This window comes from Solwaraspora sp. WMMD406 (assembly GCF_029626025.1).
Classification (GTDB): Bacteria; Actinomycetota; Actinomycetes; order Mycobacteriales; family Micromonosporaceae; genus Micromonospora_E.
Map to the genome: position 1 here is coordinate 3,448,177 of NZ_JARUBF010000001.1, position 16,675 is coordinate 3,464,851.

The 16,675-nt window shown below is 71.4% G+C and carries 13 protein-coding genes and 1 pseudogene; 7 read left to right on the forward strand and 7 right to left on the reverse strand.

All coding sequences use genetic code 11. The features are described 5' to 3' along the window. Positions 1–17: 17 nt before the first annotated feature. The 4 genes from O7632_RS15475 to O7632_RS15490 are packed head-to-tail and all read left to right on the forward strand — an operon-like array spanning position 18 to position 4,244. Positions 18–1,130 carry an STM4014 family protein gene (locus tag O7632_RS15475; RefSeq protein WP_278115073.1) on the forward strand — a complete coding sequence of 371 codons (1,113 nt, stop codon included), beginning with the start codon at positions 18–20 and terminating at the stop codon, positions 1,128–1,130. After that, positions 1,127–1,951: an STM4013/SEN3800 family hydrolase gene (locus O7632_RS15480; RefSeq protein WP_278115074.1), complete on the forward strand. Its 825-nt coding sequence runs from the start codon at positions 1,127–1,129 to the stop codon at positions 1,949–1,951. The genes O7632_RS15475 and O7632_RS15480 overlap by 4 nt, the downstream gene beginning before the upstream one ends. Continuing rightward, complete coding sequence (locus O7632_RS15485; RefSeq protein ID WP_278115076.1) at positions 1,948–3,300, forward strand: STM4012 family radical SAM protein; 1,353 nt, start codon at positions 1,948–1,950, stop codon at positions 3,298–3,300. Before O7632_RS15480 ends, O7632_RS15485 begins: the two co-directional genes overlap by 4 nt. Beyond that, complete coding sequence (locus O7632_RS15490; protein ID WP_278115077.1) at positions 3,297–4,244, forward strand: STM4011 family radical SAM protein; 948 nt, start codon at positions 3,297–3,299, stop codon at positions 4,242–4,244. Before O7632_RS15485 ends, O7632_RS15490 begins: the two co-directional genes overlap by 4 nt. Positions 4,245–4,271: 27 nt before the next feature. Here O7632_RS15490 and O7632_RS15495 read toward each other — a convergent pair whose 3' ends face one another. Continuing rightward, positions 4,272–5,525, reverse strand: coding sequence for a glycosyltransferase (locus O7632_RS15495; protein WP_278115079.1), 1,254 nt, complete (start codon positions 5,523–5,525; stop codon positions 4,272–4,274). Between the two features lie 14 nt (positions 5,526–5,539). Next, on the reverse strand, positions 5,540–5,833 hold the full coding sequence (locus tag O7632_RS15500) for an antibiotic biosynthesis monooxygenase (RefSeq protein WP_278115081.1): 294 nt from the start codon (positions 5,831–5,833) through the stop codon (positions 5,540–5,542). Positions 5,834–6,252: 419 nt separating this feature from the next. On the opposite strand from O7632_RS15500, the gene O7632_RS15505 reads away from it, so the two are divergent. Then, positions 6,253–7,251, forward strand: a complete 999-nt coding sequence (locus O7632_RS15505) for a TerC family protein (RefSeq protein ID WP_278115082.1) — start codon at positions 6,253–6,255, stop codon at positions 7,249–7,251. A gap of 93 nt (positions 7,252–7,344) precedes the next feature. Here the strand turns inward: O7632_RS15505 and typA are convergent, their stop codons facing one another. After that, a complete protein-coding gene (gene typA / locus O7632_RS15510; RefSeq protein ID WP_278115083.1) occupies positions 7,345–9,210 on the reverse strand; it encodes a translational GTPase TypA in 1,866 nt (621 codons plus the stop codon). A 101-nt stretch (positions 9,211–9,311) separates the two neighbouring features. Continuing rightward, a complete protein-coding gene (locus O7632_RS15515) occupies positions 9,312–11,441 on the reverse strand; it encodes an MMPL family transporter (protein ID WP_278115085.1) in 2,130 nt (709 codons plus the stop codon). 116 nt (positions 11,442–11,557) lie between these two features. Here O7632_RS15515 and O7632_RS15520 point away from each other — a divergent pair. Next, a pseudogene (locus O7632_RS15520) lies at positions 11,558–12,052 on the forward strand (MarR family transcriptional regulator); the annotation flags it as partial. 517 nt (positions 12,053–12,569) lie between these two features. Further along, on the forward strand, positions 12,570–13,379 hold the full coding sequence (locus O7632_RS15525; RefSeq protein WP_278115088.1) for a peptidoglycan recognition family protein: 810 nt from the start codon (positions 12,570–12,572) through the stop codon (positions 13,377–13,379). A 48-nt stretch (positions 13,380–13,427) separates the two neighbouring features. Here O7632_RS15525 and O7632_RS15530 read toward each other — a convergent pair whose 3' ends face one another. From O7632_RS15530 to O7632_RS15540, 3 genes are read right to left on the reverse strand one after another with little or no spacing between them, the layout of a single operon-like run. Then, positions 13,428–14,825 (reverse strand): hypothetical protein, encoded by a 1,398-nt coding sequence (locus tag O7632_RS15530; RefSeq protein WP_278115091.1) that lies wholly within the window; start codon positions 14,823–14,825, stop codon positions 13,428–13,430. Beyond that, on the reverse strand, positions 14,800–15,729 hold the full coding sequence (locus tag O7632_RS15535; protein ID WP_278115093.1) for an alpha/beta hydrolase: 930 nt from the start codon (positions 15,727–15,729) through the stop codon (positions 14,800–14,802). Before O7632_RS15535 ends, O7632_RS15530 begins: the two co-directional genes overlap by 26 nt. Beyond that, positions 15,726–16,664, reverse strand: a complete 939-nt coding sequence (locus O7632_RS15540; RefSeq protein WP_278115095.1) for an SDR family NAD(P)-dependent oxidoreductase — start codon at positions 16,662–16,664, stop codon at positions 15,726–15,728. The genes O7632_RS15535 and O7632_RS15540 overlap by 4 nt, the downstream gene beginning before the upstream one ends. Positions 16,665–16,675: the final 11 nt, after the last annotated feature.

Genomic DNA, 16,675 nt, shown 5'->3' on the forward strand with positions numbered 1-16,675 from the left:
GTTGTTAACCTCCCCCGATGAGCCACCCCACGCCGCTGGTCGTGGTCGGCAACCCGGACAACCGGCGGGTCGTGGCCTTCCGGGCCGCCGCACACGCCGTTGGCCTGCGGGTAGAGGTGCTGCCGTGGCGGGTGCTCGCGGCCGGCGACGTCGATCTGCCCGACGCCGCCCAGGTGCGCGTCGACTCACCCGGCGAGGACACCGAGGTCGACCGGCTGCTGCGCGGCGCGGACCAACCGTTGGCCCACGGCGAGATCGGCGGCGGTGCCGCCTGGTACGCCGGACTGCGTGCCGCCCTCGGCCGACTGGCGGCGGCCGCCCGGCGCGCCGGAGCGACGCTGCTCAGCGAGCCAGCCGACATCGCCACGATGTTCGACAAACGGGCCTGCCAGCGGCGGCTCGCCGCCGGCCAGGTGGCGCAACCGGCGGCGCTGGACGTCGCGCCGGCCGACTGGGCGGCGCTACGGGCGGCGTTGACGCAGGCCGGCTGGGCCCGGGTGTTCGTCAAACCGGTGCACGGCTCGTCGGCATCCGGGGTTCTGGCCCTGCACGTCGGTGCCGCCCGGGTGCAGGCGGTCACCTCGGTCGAACTCACCGACGACGGCCGGCTGTTCAACTCGCTGCGGGTCCGGACCTACCGCACCGAACGCGAGGTGGCGTCTATCGTGGACCGCTTGGCACCGGACGGGCTGCTGGTGCAGCGCTGGTTCCCCAAGGCCGGACTGCACGGTCGGGTCTTCGACCTGCGCGTGCTGGTGATCGCCGGCGGACCGGGGCACGTGGTGGTGCGCAGCGGCGACGGCCCGTTGACCAACCTGCACCTGGGCAACCGGCGCGGCGATCCGGCGGCGGTCCGGGCGGCGCTCGGCCCGCGGCGGTGGTCGGCGGCGCTCGCCGAGTGCGTGCGCGCGGCCGGCTGCTTCACCGGCAGCCCGCACGTCGGCGTCGACCTGATGATCGGCAGCGACTGGCGACGGCACGCCGTGGCGGAGGTCAACGCCTTCGGCGACCTGCTTCCCGGGGTGTACGACGCCGCCGGGCGGGACAGTTACGCTGCCCAACTGCACGCGATGCGTACCGGCCGGTTCGCCGTCTGGCGGGCCACCGCCGCGCTGGGGAGGGCCGCATGAAGGATCTGATCGGCAGCCACGACCTGCTGTTCGTCACGCTCGACACACTGCGCTACGACGTGGCGGCCGAGTTGCTGGCCGCCGGTCGGACCCCGCACCTGGCCCGCGCGCTGCCCGCCGGGCAGTGGCAGCGCCGGCACAGCCCGGCCAGCTTCACCTACGCCGCACACCAGGCGTTCTTCGCCGGCTTCCTGCCCACACCGGTCGAGCCGGGCAGCCACCCCCGGCTGTTCGCCGCGACCTTCCCCGGTACGACCACCACCGACGAGCAGACCTGGGTGTTCGACGCCCCCGACGTGGTGACCGCGCTCCGCAAGGAGGGCTACCACACGGTCTGCGTCGGCGGGGTCGGCTTCTTCAACCGGGCCTCCCCGCTCGGCGCGACACTGCCCGGACTGTTCACCGAGGCGCACTGGGAGTCGGGTTTCGGGGTCACCGCACCCGGCTGCTTCGAGGCGCAGCTGGACCGGATCGCCGAGATCGTGCCGGCGGTCCCGGCCGATCAGCCGCTGTTCCTGTTCGTCAACGTGGCCGCGATGCACCAGCCGAACCGGCACTACCTGCCCGGCACCGAACGCGACAACCGGGACAGCCACGCCGCCGCCCTGGAGTACGTCGACCGGCACATCGGCCGGCTGTTCGCGCTGGCCAGCTCGCGGGGCCGGCCCTGCCTGACGATCATCTGCGCCGACCACGGCACCGCGTACGGCGAGGACGGCCACACCGGGCATCGGATCGGCCACGAGGTGGTGTGGACCGTCCCGTACGCCGATTTCGTGCTCGCCCCCGGATCGTGGGCCGACGCGGACGTCGTATCGTGACGGCCGCGTCGCTGGACGGTACGCCGTACCAGGACTACTTGTACGGCTACCCGCACAAGACGGCGTACCGGCCGCTGCGCCCGCGCCCGGCGTTGGGTGAGGTCTGGGCGGGGCAGTCCCGCGACGCGCTCATGCTCTATCTGCACCTGCCGTTCTGCGAGATGCGCTGCGGCTTCTGCAACCTGTTCACCCGGTCGAATCCGCCCGCCGACCAGGTCCGCGCCTATCTGGCTCAGCTGCACCGCCAGGCGGCCCGGGTGGCCGCCGCGCTCGGCGACGACGCCCGGTACGCCCGGTTCGCCGTCGGCGGCGGCACCCCGACCTATCTGGCCGCCGACGAGCTGTCGTCGATGTTCGACCTGATCGACCGGTTCCGGCCGGCCGGTACGCCGACGGCGGTGGAGACCTCCCCGGCGACGGCGACCCCGGACCGGTTGGCGGTGCTGCGCGACCGGGGTACCACCCGGATCAGCATCGGCGTACAGAGCTTCCTCGACACCGAGGCGCGGGCTGCCGGCCGCCCGCAGCGGCGGACCGAGGTGGAGCGGGCCCTGGCCGCGATCCGCGACCAGGCGTTCGACGAACTCAACATCGACCTGATCTACGGCATCCCCGGCCAGAGCCGGCACACCTGGGAGCAGTCCCTGGCGGCGGCGCTGCGCTGGACGCCGGAGGAGCTGTTCCTCTATCCGCTGTACGTCCGACCGCTCACGGGTCTGTCCCGACGCGCCGCCGGGCGCGACCAGTCCGCCGACGCGCCGACCGACGTGCCGGATCCAGCGTGGGACACCCAGCGGCAGGCGCTGTACCGGCAGGGTGTCGACCGACTGCGGGCCGCCGGCTACCGGCAGCTGTCCATGCGGCACTTCCGCCGCGCGGACCTGCCGGTCGACGCCGTCCCAGAGTACTCCTGCCAGTCCGACGGCATGGTCGGCCTCGGCTGCGGCGCCCGGTCCTACACCGCCGACCTGCACTACTCGTTCGAGTACGCGGTCGCGGTCGGCCAGGTCCGAGCGATCATCGACGACTACCTACGCCGCCCGGAGTCGGATTTCGACCACGCCGAGGTGGGCTACCGGCTCGACCTCGACGAGCAGCGGCGACGCTGGCTGATCACGTCGCTGCTGCGGGCCGACGGCTGTGACCAGGCGGCGTACGGGGCCAGGTTCGGCAGCCGGGCCGTCGACGACTTCCCGCAGCTGACGGTGCTGCGCGACCGGGGCTGGTTGACGGCGACCCCGGACCGGCTGGTGTTGACCGAGGCCGGCCTGGCCCGCTCCGACCTGATCGGCCCGTGGCTGGTCTCGCGGCGGGTACGGGCGGCGATGAGCAGCCGGGCGGCCCGATGACCGGCCGGTCGTACCTGCCGCTGGTGTCGCCGCGCCCGCCGGGCGGGCGGCTGGACCTGAGCGTCCTCTACCGGGGGCGACTAGCCAGCTGCAACTACGACTGCCCGTACTGCCCGTTCGCCAAGCGCCGCGACGACCCGGCGGCGTTGCGGGCCGACCGGGTCCAATTGGACCGGTTCGTCGACTGGGTCGTGCACAACCCGCACGACGACCGGATCTCGGTGCTGTTCACCCCGTGGGGGGAGGCGCTGACCCGGTCCTGGTACCGCCGGGCGCTGCTGCGGCTGGCCGGGTTGCCGCAGGTGGGCCGAGTGGCGATCCAGACCAACCTGGCCGCCCGACTGGACTTCCTGGCCGACGCCGACGCCGACCAGCGCCGCCGGCTGGCGTTCTGGGCCACCTACCACCCGGGTCAGGTGGACCAGGAGACCTTCCTGCGGCGGTGCACGACGCTGCGTACCGTCGGGGTGCGGTTCTCGGTCGGGATCGTCGGCCTGCCGGAGCACCTGGCGTCGGCGCGGTCGCTGCGGGCCGCGCTGCCCGACGATGTCTACCTGTGGGTCAACGCCGCCGACGGCCATCGCTACGACCCGGTCCAGGAGCAGGCGTGGACCGGCATCGACCCGCTGTTCGGCTACAGCGTGCGGCCGCACGCCTCGGCCGGCCGGTCCTGCCGTACCGGCGAATCGGTGATCTCGGTGGCCGGTGACGGTACCGTCCGGCGTTGCCATTTCGTCGCCGAGCCGCTGGGCAACCTCTACGACGGCTCGTACCGGGCCGCGTTGCGTCCCCGACCGTGCCCGCAGGCGGTCTGCGACTGTCACATCGGCTACGTCCACCTGCGGACCCTGCCGCTGTACGACGTCTTCGCCGGCGGCGTCCTCGAACGGATCCCGGCGGCCGGCTCGGGCCGGGGGAGCACGGTCAGCGGAGCCGTCGGGTGACGGTCAGCGGGATTGTCGGCCAGACGGTCAGCGGGATCGTCGGCTGACGCGGTCGATCGCGGCGAGCACGTCGGCGTACCCGTCCTCGGCGGCGATCCGGTGGGCCAGCCGCCGGGCGCGTTCGGCGTACGCCGGTTGGTCGAGCACCGTGCGGATCGCGTCGGCCAGCCGGTCGGCGGTGAGCCGCCGGGCGGGTATCGGCCCGGCGCCGACACCGAGCGCCGCCAGCCGGGCCGCCCAGAACGGTTGGTCGGCGATGGCCGGCACGGTGACCGCCGGCACCCCGGCGCGCAGCCCGGCCGCGGTCGTGCCGGCCCCGGCGTGGTGCACGACGGCGGCGACCCGGGGCATCAGCCAGTCATGCGGCACCTCGTCGGCGCCGAGCACGTCGTCGCTGACGACGCGCAGGCCGCCCCAGCCGGCCTGGACAACCGCCCGGACCCCGGCTCGCCGCACGGCCGCACCGATCATCGGCCCGATCCGCTCGTCGAGTACCGCCATGCTGCCGAACGTGATCAACACCGGCGGCGGTCCGGCGCGTAGGAACCCGGTCAGTTCCGGCGGCGGCCGCCAGCGGGGATCGCTGGCGGGCCACCAGTAGCCGACCACCTCCAGTCCGCGACGCCAGTCCGCCGGTCGCGGCAGCACCGCCGGGCTGACCCCGTGCAGCACCGGCCAGTGGGTCCGCTCGGCCTGCGCGAGCAGCCGTGCCAGGCTGACCGGCGGCAGGCCGAGCCGTCGTCGCAAACGCCGGGACGAGCGGTCGTACGCCCGGGCGCTGACCGCCGCGCCGGCCCGTCCGAGCAGCCGGTTGCCCTGTCGACCCCACGAGCGGTCACCGAGCAGTACGGGCGGGAAGTCACCGGTCGGTGCCACCGGCTGCAGGAACACGCCGACGCTGGGGATGCCGTGGCGTTGCGCCACCGAATAGCCCAGCGGCGCGGTGGTGGTGGCCAGCAGCAGCACGTCGGCGTCGACGCCGACGTCGAGCAGGCCGTCGCCGAGGTCGTCGAGGTAGCGCCGGCCCTGGCGGGCGAACTCGACGGTGCCGCGTACACCGCCGCCGAGGCGGTGCAGCCGCCGGCCACCGGGTGTGCGTTGCGCCGCGTACGGGTCCCCGGGCAGGGGGCGGAAGTCGAGTCCGGCGTCGGTCACCAGGTCGGTGAACATGTCGTGGGTGGTGAGGGTGACCTGGTGGCCGGCGGCGAGCAGCGCCTGGCCCAGGCCGGTGTAGGGGGCGACGTCGCCTCGGCTGCCGGCGGTGACGATCTCCACCCGCATCTGTCGCCCGCCCGTCAGGCCGGTACGTCGACGAAGTGCTCGACCACGGGTGGCGCGGCGAAGTAGGGGCCGATCAGCTCCCGCCAGCGGGGGAACCGGTCGCTGGCGCGGAAGTTTTCTTCGTGTGCGGCGATCGAGTCCCATTCGACGAGGAGCACGAACCGGTTCGGCGTCTCCACGCCTCGGGTCATCCGTACCGAGCGGCAACCGGGGGTGGCGGCCAGCAGCGGGTGACCGGCCGCGTAGGCGGTGGCGAAGTCGGCTTCCTGACCGGGTTGGACGTCGATGAGAGCGATTTCAAGCACCATGCGGGGAAGGGTCGCACACCGGGTGGTGTCGGCGGCGTCGCCGGTCCGACCTGGGACTTGTCTCTTACCTCGAAGTGGGACAAGACCGGGTGATCTGCTAAACGGCTAGTCTCCTAGGATGATCTAGGAGAGGTGTAAGTCGTCACTCAGGTGCCGGTCGGTGTGTTCAAGACCCGACGGGTACGCCACAATGGCGGCAAAGGGAGGGGAGTATTCCTTCGCGCTGGTGTCGTCAGCACGGTTGACCGGATTCGTCCGACCAACCCGGCACCTGCGGTTCCTGCGCGCCCGGCTCGTCCGGTGCGGTCAGGGGCGGGAGAGACCTCCGTCAGTCACTGCTGTGCGCATCTCCACAGGACCGGGTCGCCGTGACGGCCTGGTCCAGGTCGGTGGTGTCGTGTGTCTGCCGGAGGTCCGAGTTGAATATTCCATCCTGGGTCTGGATGGTCACCCTGGTCGTGATGACCGCAGTGCTGATCGCCGACCTTTTGATCATCGTCCGCCGGCCGCATGAGCCCAGCATGCGGGAATCCGCGCTCTGGACGACGTTCTACATCGTGCTCGCGGTGATCTTCGGCCTCGGGGTCTGGGCGACCTCGGGTGGCCGGTACGCCGGGGAGTTCTTCGCCGGCTACGTCACGGAGAAGAGTCTCTCCGTCGACAACCTGTTCGTCTTCGTGATCATCATGAGCCGGTTCGTGGTGCCCCGGAAGTATCAGCAGAAGGTGCTGCTGGTGGGGGTGGTCCTGGCGCTGATCCTCCGGGGCGGGTTCATCGCCGCCGGTGCCGCGCTGATCTCCCAGTTCTCGTGGGTGTTCTACATCTTCGGCGCGTTCCTGATCTACACGGCGGTCGGGCTGATCCGCCAGGGCGAGCCGGTCGACGAGTTCTCCGAGAACGCCCTGATCCGCTGGAGCCGACGGGTGCTGCCGATCTCGGGCGCCTACGACGGCGGCCGGCTCACCACGATGACGGAAGCCGGTCGGCGGATGTTCACCCCGATGCTGATCGTGATGATCGCTATCGGCACCACCGACGTGATCTTCGCGTTGGACTCCATCCCGGCGATCTTCGGGATCACCCAGGAGCCCTATCTGGTCTTCACCGCGAACGTGTTCGCGTTGATGGGGCTGCGTCAGCTCTACTTCCTCCTCGGCGGGCTGCTGGACCGGCTCGTCTACCTCAGCTACGGCCTGGCGATCGTGCTCGGCTTCATCGGCGTCAAGCTGGTCCTGGAAGCGCTCGCCGACAACTCGCTGTCGTTCCTGAACGGGGGAGAGCCGATCGGCTGGGCTCCGCACGTGCCGATCTGGTTCTCACTCAGCTTCATCTTCATCACCCTGACGGTCACCACCGTGGTGAGCCTGCTCAAGTCCAGCCGGGACCGTAAACGCGAACTCGCCGACATCATGAAGTGACCGCGTGCGGCGACAGCGTGCGCTGACGTGACGCGAGAGGAGGGCCGGCAGGCAGCCGGCCCTCCTCTCGTCGTACGGGTGGTGGTGCCCGCGTCAGCCCTGGTGCTTGCGGCGCGCCGCCGACCGGGCCCGGGCCGTCTGGTCGAGCACCACCTTGCGCAGCCGTACCGCCTCCGGGGTGACCTCCACGCACTCGTCCTCGCGGCAGAACTCCAGCGCCTGCTCCAGCGACAGCTTGCGGGGCGGCACCAAGCGTTCCAGCTCGTCGGCGGTGGACGAGCGCATGTTGGTGAGCTTCTTCTCCTTGGTGATGTTGACGTCCATGTCGTCGGCCCGCGAGTTCTCGCCGACCAGCATGCCCTCGTAGACCGGGGTGCCCGGTTCGACGAACAGGGAGCCGCGTTCCTGCAGGTTGAACATGGCGAAGCTGGTCGCCACGCCGGTCCGGTCGGCGACCAGCGACCCGGTCGGCCGGGTCCGCAGCTCGCCGAACCACGGCTCGTAGGACTCGAAGACGTGGTGCAGGATGCCGGTGCCCCGGGTCTCGGTGAGGAACTCGGTCCGGAAGCCGATCAGCGCGCGCGCCGGCACCAGCCACTCCATCCGGATCCAGCCGGTGCCGTGGTTGACCAGCTGCTCCATCCGGCCCTTGCGGGTGGCCAGCAGCTGGGTGATGGCCCCGAGGTATTCCTCGGGTGCGTCGATGGTCAGCCGCTCCACCGGCTCGCAGGTCCGTCCGTCGATCTCGCGGGTCACCACCTGCGGCTTGCCGACGGTCAGTTCGTACTGCTCGCGGCGCATCTGCTCGACCAGGATGGCGAGCGCCAGCTCGCCACGGCCCTGGACCTCCCAGGCGTCCGGGCGTTCGGTGGGCAGCACCCGTAGCGAGACGTTGCCGATCAGTTCGCGATCCAGCCGGTCCTTGACCAGCCGGGCGGTGACCTTCGAGCCTTTGACCTTGCCGGCCAGCGGCGAGGTGTTGGTGCCGATGGTCATTGAGATCGCCGGCTCGTCCACGGTGATCAGCGGCAGCGGCCGGGGGTCGTCGGCGTCGGCGAGGGTTTCGCCGATCATGATGTCGGGGATGCCGGCGACCGCCATGATGTCGCCCGGCCCGGCGGACTCGGCGGGCTTGCGTTCCAGGCCCTCGGTCATCAGCAGCTCGGAGATGCGCACCTTCTGCAGGCTGCCGTCGGTGCGGCACCAGGCGACGGTCTGGCCCTTGCGGATGGTGCCCTGCCGGACCCGGCACAGCGCCAGCCGGCCGAGGAACGGCGAGGCGTCGAGGTTGGTGACGTGTGCCTGCAGCGGAGCCTCGGGGTCGAACGCGGGCGCGGGGATCGTTTCCAGCAGGGTCCGGAACAGCGGTTCGAGGTTGTCGCTGTCGTCGGGCACCGATCCGTCGGCGGGCTGGGTCAGGGAGGCGATGCCGTCGCGGGCACAGGCGTACACGATCGGGAAGTCGATCTGTTCCTCGTCGGCGTCCAGGTCGAGGAAGAGTTCGTAGGTGTCGTCGACGACCTCTTTGATCCGGGCGTCCGGTCGGTCCACCTTGTTGATCACCAGGATGATCGGAAGGCGGGCCCGCAACGCCTTGCGGAGCACGAACCGGGTCTGGGGGAGTGGACCTTCGCTGGCGTCGACCAGGAGTACGACGCCGTCGACCATGGTCAGGCCGCGTTCCACCTCGCCGCCGAAGTCGGCGTGTCCCGGGGTGTCGATGATGTTGATCACCACGGGTTCGCCCTGGTCCGACACGTACGTGATCGCGGTGTTCTTCGCCAGGATCGTGATGCCCTTTTCCCGTTCCAGGTCCATCGAGTCCATGGCCCGGTCGGGCAGCTCCGCACGGGCGTGCAGTTGGCCGCCCTGGCGCAGCATCGCGTCGACCAGGGTGGTTTTGCCGTGGTCGACATGCGCGATGATGGCCACGTTGCGGAGATCGGAGCGGGTCTGCATGACCCTATCCTCCCGCCTGCGGTTGCCGGCGCGGCATCGGGGGACCAATCCCGGGTGTCGGGTTCACCACGGGCGGGTGTGTCGGGTTCACCACGGGCGGGTCACGCGCGGACCGTGTCGGCGTCGGTCAGCGTCGGTGGGCGGTGGTCGTGCCCGACTTCGTCGACGGGTTCGGGCTGGCGGGCGAGGCGGCTCGGCCACCAGAACCGGCGGCCGATGACCATGGCGATCGCCGGCACCAGCAGGGTCCGGACCAGCAGGGTGTCGAGCAGGACGCCGAAGCCGACGATGATCCCGATCTCGGTCAGAGTGACCAGCGGGAGTACGCCGAGGACGGCGAAGACGGCGGCGAGCAGGATCCCGGCGCTGGTGATCACTCCGCCGGTGACGGCCAGGGCGGTGCGCATCCCCTGCCGGGTGCCGGCGGTCGGGGTCTCTTCCCGGGCGCGGGTGGTCAGGAAGATGTTGTAGTCCACGCCGAGCGCCACGAGGAACAGGAAGGCCAGCAACGGCACGTTGGTGTCGAGTGCCGGATAGCCCAGGACCTGGGTGAACAGGGTGGTGGCGGCGCCGAGGGCGGCGAAGAAGGTGGCGACGACGGTGCCGACCAGGATCAGCGGGGCGACCAGCGACCGCAGCAGCAGGATCAGCACCAGCAGGACCACGATCAGCACCAGCGGGACGACGACCCGCAGGTCCCGCAGGGCGGCCTCGCGGGTGTCCAGGTTCGTCGCGACCGTTCCGCCGACCAGGGCGTCGGCGTCGGGTACGGCGCCGACGGCGGCCCGTAGGTCACGGATCGCCTGGTAGCTCTGTGCGCTGTCCGGTTCGGCGGTGAGGACCACCTCGATGACGGCCAGGTCTTCGCTGCCGTCGGCGGGCCGGGCACCGGCCACGCCGTCGACGCCGGTTGCCGCGTCGAGCACCGCGTCGGCGCGGGCCGGGTCGGTGACGACGACGACCGGGTCGGCGGTGCCGGGCGGGAAGGAGCGGGACAGGGTGGCCAGGCCGTCGATGGATTCGGCGCTGACCCGGAACTGTTCGGTCCTGCTGAGTCCGATCCGGGCGTCGAACAGTCCGGTGGCGAGGACCGCCAGCAGCAGCAGTGATCCGGCCAGGACGGTGCGGGGGCGGCGGGACACCAGGGTGCCGGCTCTGGCCCAGATCCCGGTACGGGTGGGGTCGGGTTGTCCGGGGCGGGGCACGAACGGCCAGAACAGGCCGCGGCCGCAGACCGACAGCGCGGCGGGCAGGACGATCAGGCCGTACAGCATGGCGGTGGTGATGCCGACGGCGCCGGCGACGCCGATGGCGCGGTCGTTGGCGAGTACGGCGGCGAGCAGGGTCAGCAGGCTCAGCACGACGGTGAGCGCGCTGGCGGTGATCGCCGGTCCGGCGGAGCCGAGTGCGCGGCGCAGGGCCAGTCGCCGGTCGGGTTCGCGGCGGAGTTCCTCGCGGTAGCGGGCGATGAGCAGCAGGGCGTAGTTGGTGCCGGCACCGAAGACGAGGACGTCGACGATGCCGGTGGTGGACGGGTCGATGCGCAGGTCGATGGCGCGACTGACGATGGCGATCAGTCCGTTGCTGACGACGTCGGCGGTCCCGACGACGGCCAGTGGCACCAGCCAGAGCCAGGGGCTGCGGTAGGTGATCAGCAGCAGGGTGGCGACGACGGCGACGGTCACCGCGAGCAGGGTGACGTTGGCGCCGTCGAACGCGGCGGCGACGTCGGCCGTGAAGCCCGCGCCGCCGGTGACCTGGGCGGTGAGTCCGGCCGGCAGGTCGGCGCGGGCGTCGGCGCGGAGTTGGTCGACGATGTCGCCGAGCGCTACCGGATCGATTTCGGCGGGGAGCGGTACGGCGACCAGGGCGGCGGTCCGATCGGGGGCGAAGACGGTGGGGCCGACGTCGCCGCCGACGGCTTGGTCGGCGAACGTGGCGCGGGAGGTGTCGATCACGTCTTCGTCGTCGGCGGTGAGTGGCTGGCCGTCGCGGGAGTAGACCACCAGGGCCGGGTTCAGTTGTCCGTCGGGGAGTTGCCGGCGCAGCTCGGCGACCTGGACGGATTCGGCCGTGTCGGGGAGGGCTCCGGTGGGTTCGTTGCCAGTGCGTGGCTCGTCGGCGAAGGTGACGACCAGGCCGGAGAAGGCGACCGCCGCGAGCAGCATCGCCCAGGCGCTCCATCTGCCGCAGATGATCGCGGTCAGGCGGGATCCGATCGATGTGGCCATCGTTACCTCGTTCATCGTGGGCGGCGGCGAAACTACGACGGTCAAGTATTTCGTTCATCGAGACTATAGCGGGGTTGGGATAGGGTTTCGCCAGCGGACGACGGGAGGATCACGGGGTGAGTGCCGGCGTGTGGGGGGCCGGGCCGACCGGCCGGCGGGCTGTGGTGGCGGAGATCATCCGTCGGCTGCGCGGCTACACCGTCGAGGCCGGCCAGGTGGGGCATGCCTTCGCCGGGCTGCATGGTCTGCATGCCACCGACCTGCAGGCGCTGATCGCGGTGATGGACGCCGAGAACACGGGGACGCCGATCACGCCGGGCGGGCTGGCCGTCCAGCTCAGCCTCACCTCCAGTTCCGTGACGGCGCTGGTCGACCGCCTGGAGCGGGCCGGACACCTGCGTCGCGATCGGGATCCGGACGATCGACGGAAGGTGCGGTTGCGCTACGCCGAGCCGGGTGCCCGGCTCGCGACGGAGTTCTTCGCTCCGCTCGGTCGGCGTACGGACGCGGTGATGGCCCAGTTCAGCGATGCCGAGTTGGCGACGATCCGTCGGTTTCTCGACGCGATCGGGGAGACCACCCGGGCGCACCGCGACGAGGTCCGCGCGGCACCGGGCTCGGGCTCGCGTACCGTCGCCGGCCCGCCGGGGGCGGATGTCGACGGTGACGTCGAGGCGGACGTCGACGAGGCCGACGACCCGTCGTGAGGTGTCTCGCCGTACCACATATGTTGGTGACTTTCTGAATACTCTCAGTTATTTCCCCTGGTCAGAGCGTCTCTTGTGACGGTACTCTCGCAGTAAGGCACCGTTGGCGAGGAATCGTCGACCGCCACGGCGACGAGAGGTTTCGTGTCCGCCGGTGGTCTCGCCGCACGGCGGTGCCGGGCGCGGTGATCCCGGTGGCCCGACTGCGCGGGAACACAGTGGACTAATCTCGCCGACATCTTCCGACGACATCGCCCCGGTCGACGACGAGTCGGCCGGCCGATCCCACCTGCGCCGGGGCGGCCCGATCGGTGCGTCCCGGTTGGATCCGAAACGGCTGGAGGGCCTCGGCCCCGTTGTTCGGTGACCCGTCGAACAACGGCGAGCCCGAGCGGCCAGCCGGGGAAGGAGGTACGACCACATGGGAATCTGGACCGATCTCGCCACCTGGCGGGGTCCCACCGTCAACAGCGGAAACGGCACCGGTGCCCTGAACGAACCGGCCGACCGACTCGACGAACACCGGGGCATCGTGGTGCACATCGCCGCCGGCTACTTCGAAGGCACCATCGCCTGGCAGCGTAACCCGACGTCACGGGTGTCGTCGCACTTCGTGGTCGCCAAGGACGGCCGGATCGCGCAGATGGTGGACACCGAGATTCGGGCATGGACCCAACGTGCCGGTAACCGCGCCTGGCTGAGCATCGAGAACGAGGGGTTCCTGCCCGACCGGCTGACCCCGCAGCAGCTGGAGGCGAACGCGCAGCTGCTGGCCCGCTCGCACCGCGAGCACGGCATCCCGATCCGTAACGCGAGCAGTCCCGACGAGCGTGGACTCGGTCACCACAGCATGGGTGCCGAGCACGGCTTCGACTGGGGTCACAGCCAGTGTCCCGGCCCGGCGATCGTCGCGCAGAAGCCGGCCATCGTCGCTCGCGCCCAGCAACTCAACCCGCCGCCGACGCCACAGCGTCCGCGGTGGATCATCGACGACCTCGACGACCCGGGAGACACCGTCATGTACCTCGTGCAGTGCACCACCCAGACCCCGAACCCGATCTTCGTCGTCCACGACAGCGGCAAGGTCCGGCACATCGGCCCGGCGGAACTCGCCTACCTGCGGAGCCTGACCGGCGACCAGACGGTGTCGACGATCACCGAGTCCGAGCCGGGTGCGTGCGCGCGGCTGCTCGCCGAGGCCCGGGTGTCCCAGGGCTTCCTGCAGAACTGAACCGTCGCGCCGACCACCGGATCCTCGGCAACGGCGCCGGGTGGTGGCCTACCGGGCTCGCGTCAGGTCCTCCCACCGTAGGCCGGGGTAGTCCCCGGCCGTGGCGAGGAAATCCTCGAACTGCGCCAGCGTCAGATGACCCGGCATCGGGTAACGGGCCGGGATCGCCCGGAGCGACTCGTCATAACGGGCATACAGCGACATCTCGTACGGGAAGCTCGTGAGATCCCGCCCGAGGTAGCCGCCGTGCCGGGTGGCCCGGTCCAGCACCGCCTGCCACCGGTGCGGCGGCGGCCACCCGACCGCGTCCGGCACCCCGTTCTGGAACAGCGCCAGGTGGATGTCGGCGAACGGCTCCCGGGCGTCCAGATAACCCTCCACATCGCGCAGACTCGGCTCCATGCTGAACGTCATCCAGTACGGCACCGACCCGGTACGCAGGGCCCACCACGGGTCCAGCACGATGAACGATTCGACTAGGAGCCGGTTCGCCGGGATGCCGCGCAGCCGATACCACCAGCGGTAGAGATCGGCGACCATTGGCGACGGTGACGAGGGTCGGTCGAAGACGATGCGCCGGACCCGGTAGCCGTTCGCGGTGGCGAACCGGTCGATGTCCTCGGCCAGCTCCCCGGCGAATCCCCATTCCGCCTCCGGGCTGTCGCTGTCCGGCTGCGGTCCGGTCCATCGGCGCACGGGCGAGTCGTAGCGGGCCAGGTAGTCCGACACCCGGTGGCTACCCAGGTGGAACTCTTCCTCGGTGGCGCCTCCGACCGCCCCGTGCTGGAAGACGTGTCGGTCACCGATCACGGTCGTGCGCCACCGCTGGCGGCAGTCGGCCACGATGATGGTCCCGCCGGGTGCGAGTCGTTGCCGCAGGAAATCCTCGTACGCCGCCCCGAGCGTGCGGCGCTTGTACCGGAAGTAGGTCAACGCCCGCACCATCAGCCGGTCCTGGTTGGCGTCGTGCATGTGGTGCAGCTGGATGTCCGGATTGGCGTCCAGCAGCGCCCGGCCCGGTGTGATTCCCTTGCGCATCGCGCCCGTCGGATCGTCGGGGTGCACCCGCTGCGCCACCGGGATGAAGAAGGTCTGCGGCAGCCACGGCACCCCCAGCGCCGCCCAGAGGTGCACCAGGGCGCCGCTGGAGGAGCCGACCGCGACAGCCGGGTAGCGCCGCACCGGGTACTCGCCGGTGACCCATCGCGACACCTCCTCCACGTCGGTGCGCTTCATCCGACCGGCGCGTACCGCCTCGGTCAGGCCACTGACGATGAAGGCCTTCTCCTTGGCCTTGCGGGGCAGCAGGTCGGTCGCTTTGACCAGCGGTTTGAGCAGAGTCGACTGCCCCAGGGCGGGGAAGGACTCGCCCCGCAGGTACGCGGCGGTGGCCATCAGCATGGCCGACGCGGAGTCGAAGCTAGCCAGGAACCTCGGTGGGGACACCGTCGACACCTCCCGTACACCGGGCCACCTGGTCGAGGAAGCCGTGGATCACCCGGGCGAACTCGACCGGATTGTCGTGGCTCATGGCGTGTACCACGCCGGGAAGCCGCCGTAGCCGGGCGTGGTGGGCCAGTGTGCGCAGGTCGCTGGCCCAGGCGTCGCCGACCAGCGGGTCGCGGGTGCCCCTACAGATCAGCACCGGTGCCGCGACCTGCCGGATCCGGTCCTCCGGCCGCTGTCTGAGCGCCGAAGCGAACGTGCGCACGACCCGTCCGAGCCCGGCCCGCCGGTAGTCGACCACCTGGACACGTTTCAGTCGCCATGACTGAGTGGACTGCTCGGCCCGCCAACGCCACAGCTGGTGACGCCACCGCCGCCGGTCCGGATCGACGATCGGGCTCGCCAGCACCACCGCCGACACCCAGTCGGGTGCCGTGGCGGCGGTTTCGACGACCACTTGGCAGCCCAGCGAAACCCCGACCAGCACGGCCGGGGCGGTGACGACCGCCGGCAGCCAGTCGGCCAGCGCGGCGCCGAGCTCGACGACGTCCGGCACCGGCACGGGCTTGCCGCTGTGCCCGTGGCCCGGCAGGTCAGGAGCGAAGACCGGCCCGGTGGCGGCGAGTCGTCGCGCCAACGGAGCGCACATCCCGGCCGCCACCCCGAGCCCGTGTACCAGCACGATCGGCGGTCGGCGGGCCGCGACGTCGCCGGCCAGCTCCGCCGGCCGATCCCAGCGTCGGTCGACGATGGTCCAGGTCGTCCGCGCGGGCGCACCCGCCCGGACTCGCCAGCTCGCCGGAGCCGGTACCTCGACCTCGCCGACGGTCGACCTGGTCGCCGGCACCGTAGCCGGCGCCGGCGCCAGTAGTCGCTTCGTCGCGTGGCCCCTCGCGCGGCTCATCGCGCGGCCTTTCGCGTGGCCTTTCGCGGGTTGCCGGCTCCGGTGGCGGGTGCCGCCAACCAGCCGTCGTCCACGCGGGCCCCGAGTGGAACAGGCCGCCGGAGGTTGCCGGCGGTGTAGGCGACCGCCTCTGGTACGAAGTGCCTGCGGGGCACGGTCAGCGCGCTCACCCGCTCCGTCACCGCCGGCAGCAGCCGGCCGGCGAGCACCCCGAGCCGGGCACCGGCACCGACGGTGACCTCCCGACGTGGGTGACGGGCCAGCCGTACGACGACGCGGGCCACCCGGTCCGCCCCGACCGGGCGGCTCGGCGGCACCACCTGCCGTCCGGTCCAGTTGGCCGCGCTGCGGAACATCGGCGTGTCCACCGGCCCGGACAGCACCGAGCACACGGCGATGCCCGGCACGTCGGACACCTCCTGGCGGGTGCAGGCGCTCAGCGCCCGAATGGCGTGCGCACCGGCCGCGTACGCGCTCTGCTGCGGTGCCGGCACCCAGCTCAGCACCGACGAGACGTTGATCAGCGTGCCGGTGCCCTGTTCCCGCAGCCACGGCAACGCCGCCCGGACGCCGTGATAGGTGCCGAACAGGTTCGTCCGCACCACCTGGTGCCAGAGCTCGGCGGGTGACTCGTCGACCGGTCCGTACAGGTTGACCCCGGCGTTGTTGACCCACACGTCGATCCGCCCGAACCGGGCCACCGCTTCACGGGCCGCGTCGGCGACGGCGTCGGCGTCGGTGACGTCGACCGGTACGACCAGCACCTGCGCGCCGTGGCCACGGCATTCGATGGCCAGTGCCTCCAGCGCCTGTCCGCGCCGGGCGAGCAGCACCAGGGCGGTTCCGGCGGCGGCGAACCGGTGGGCGCAGGCGCGGCCGATGCCGCTGGACGCACCGGTGACGACCGCGATCTGCTGGTCGAGGTGACGGGACACGTGTCCTCCTG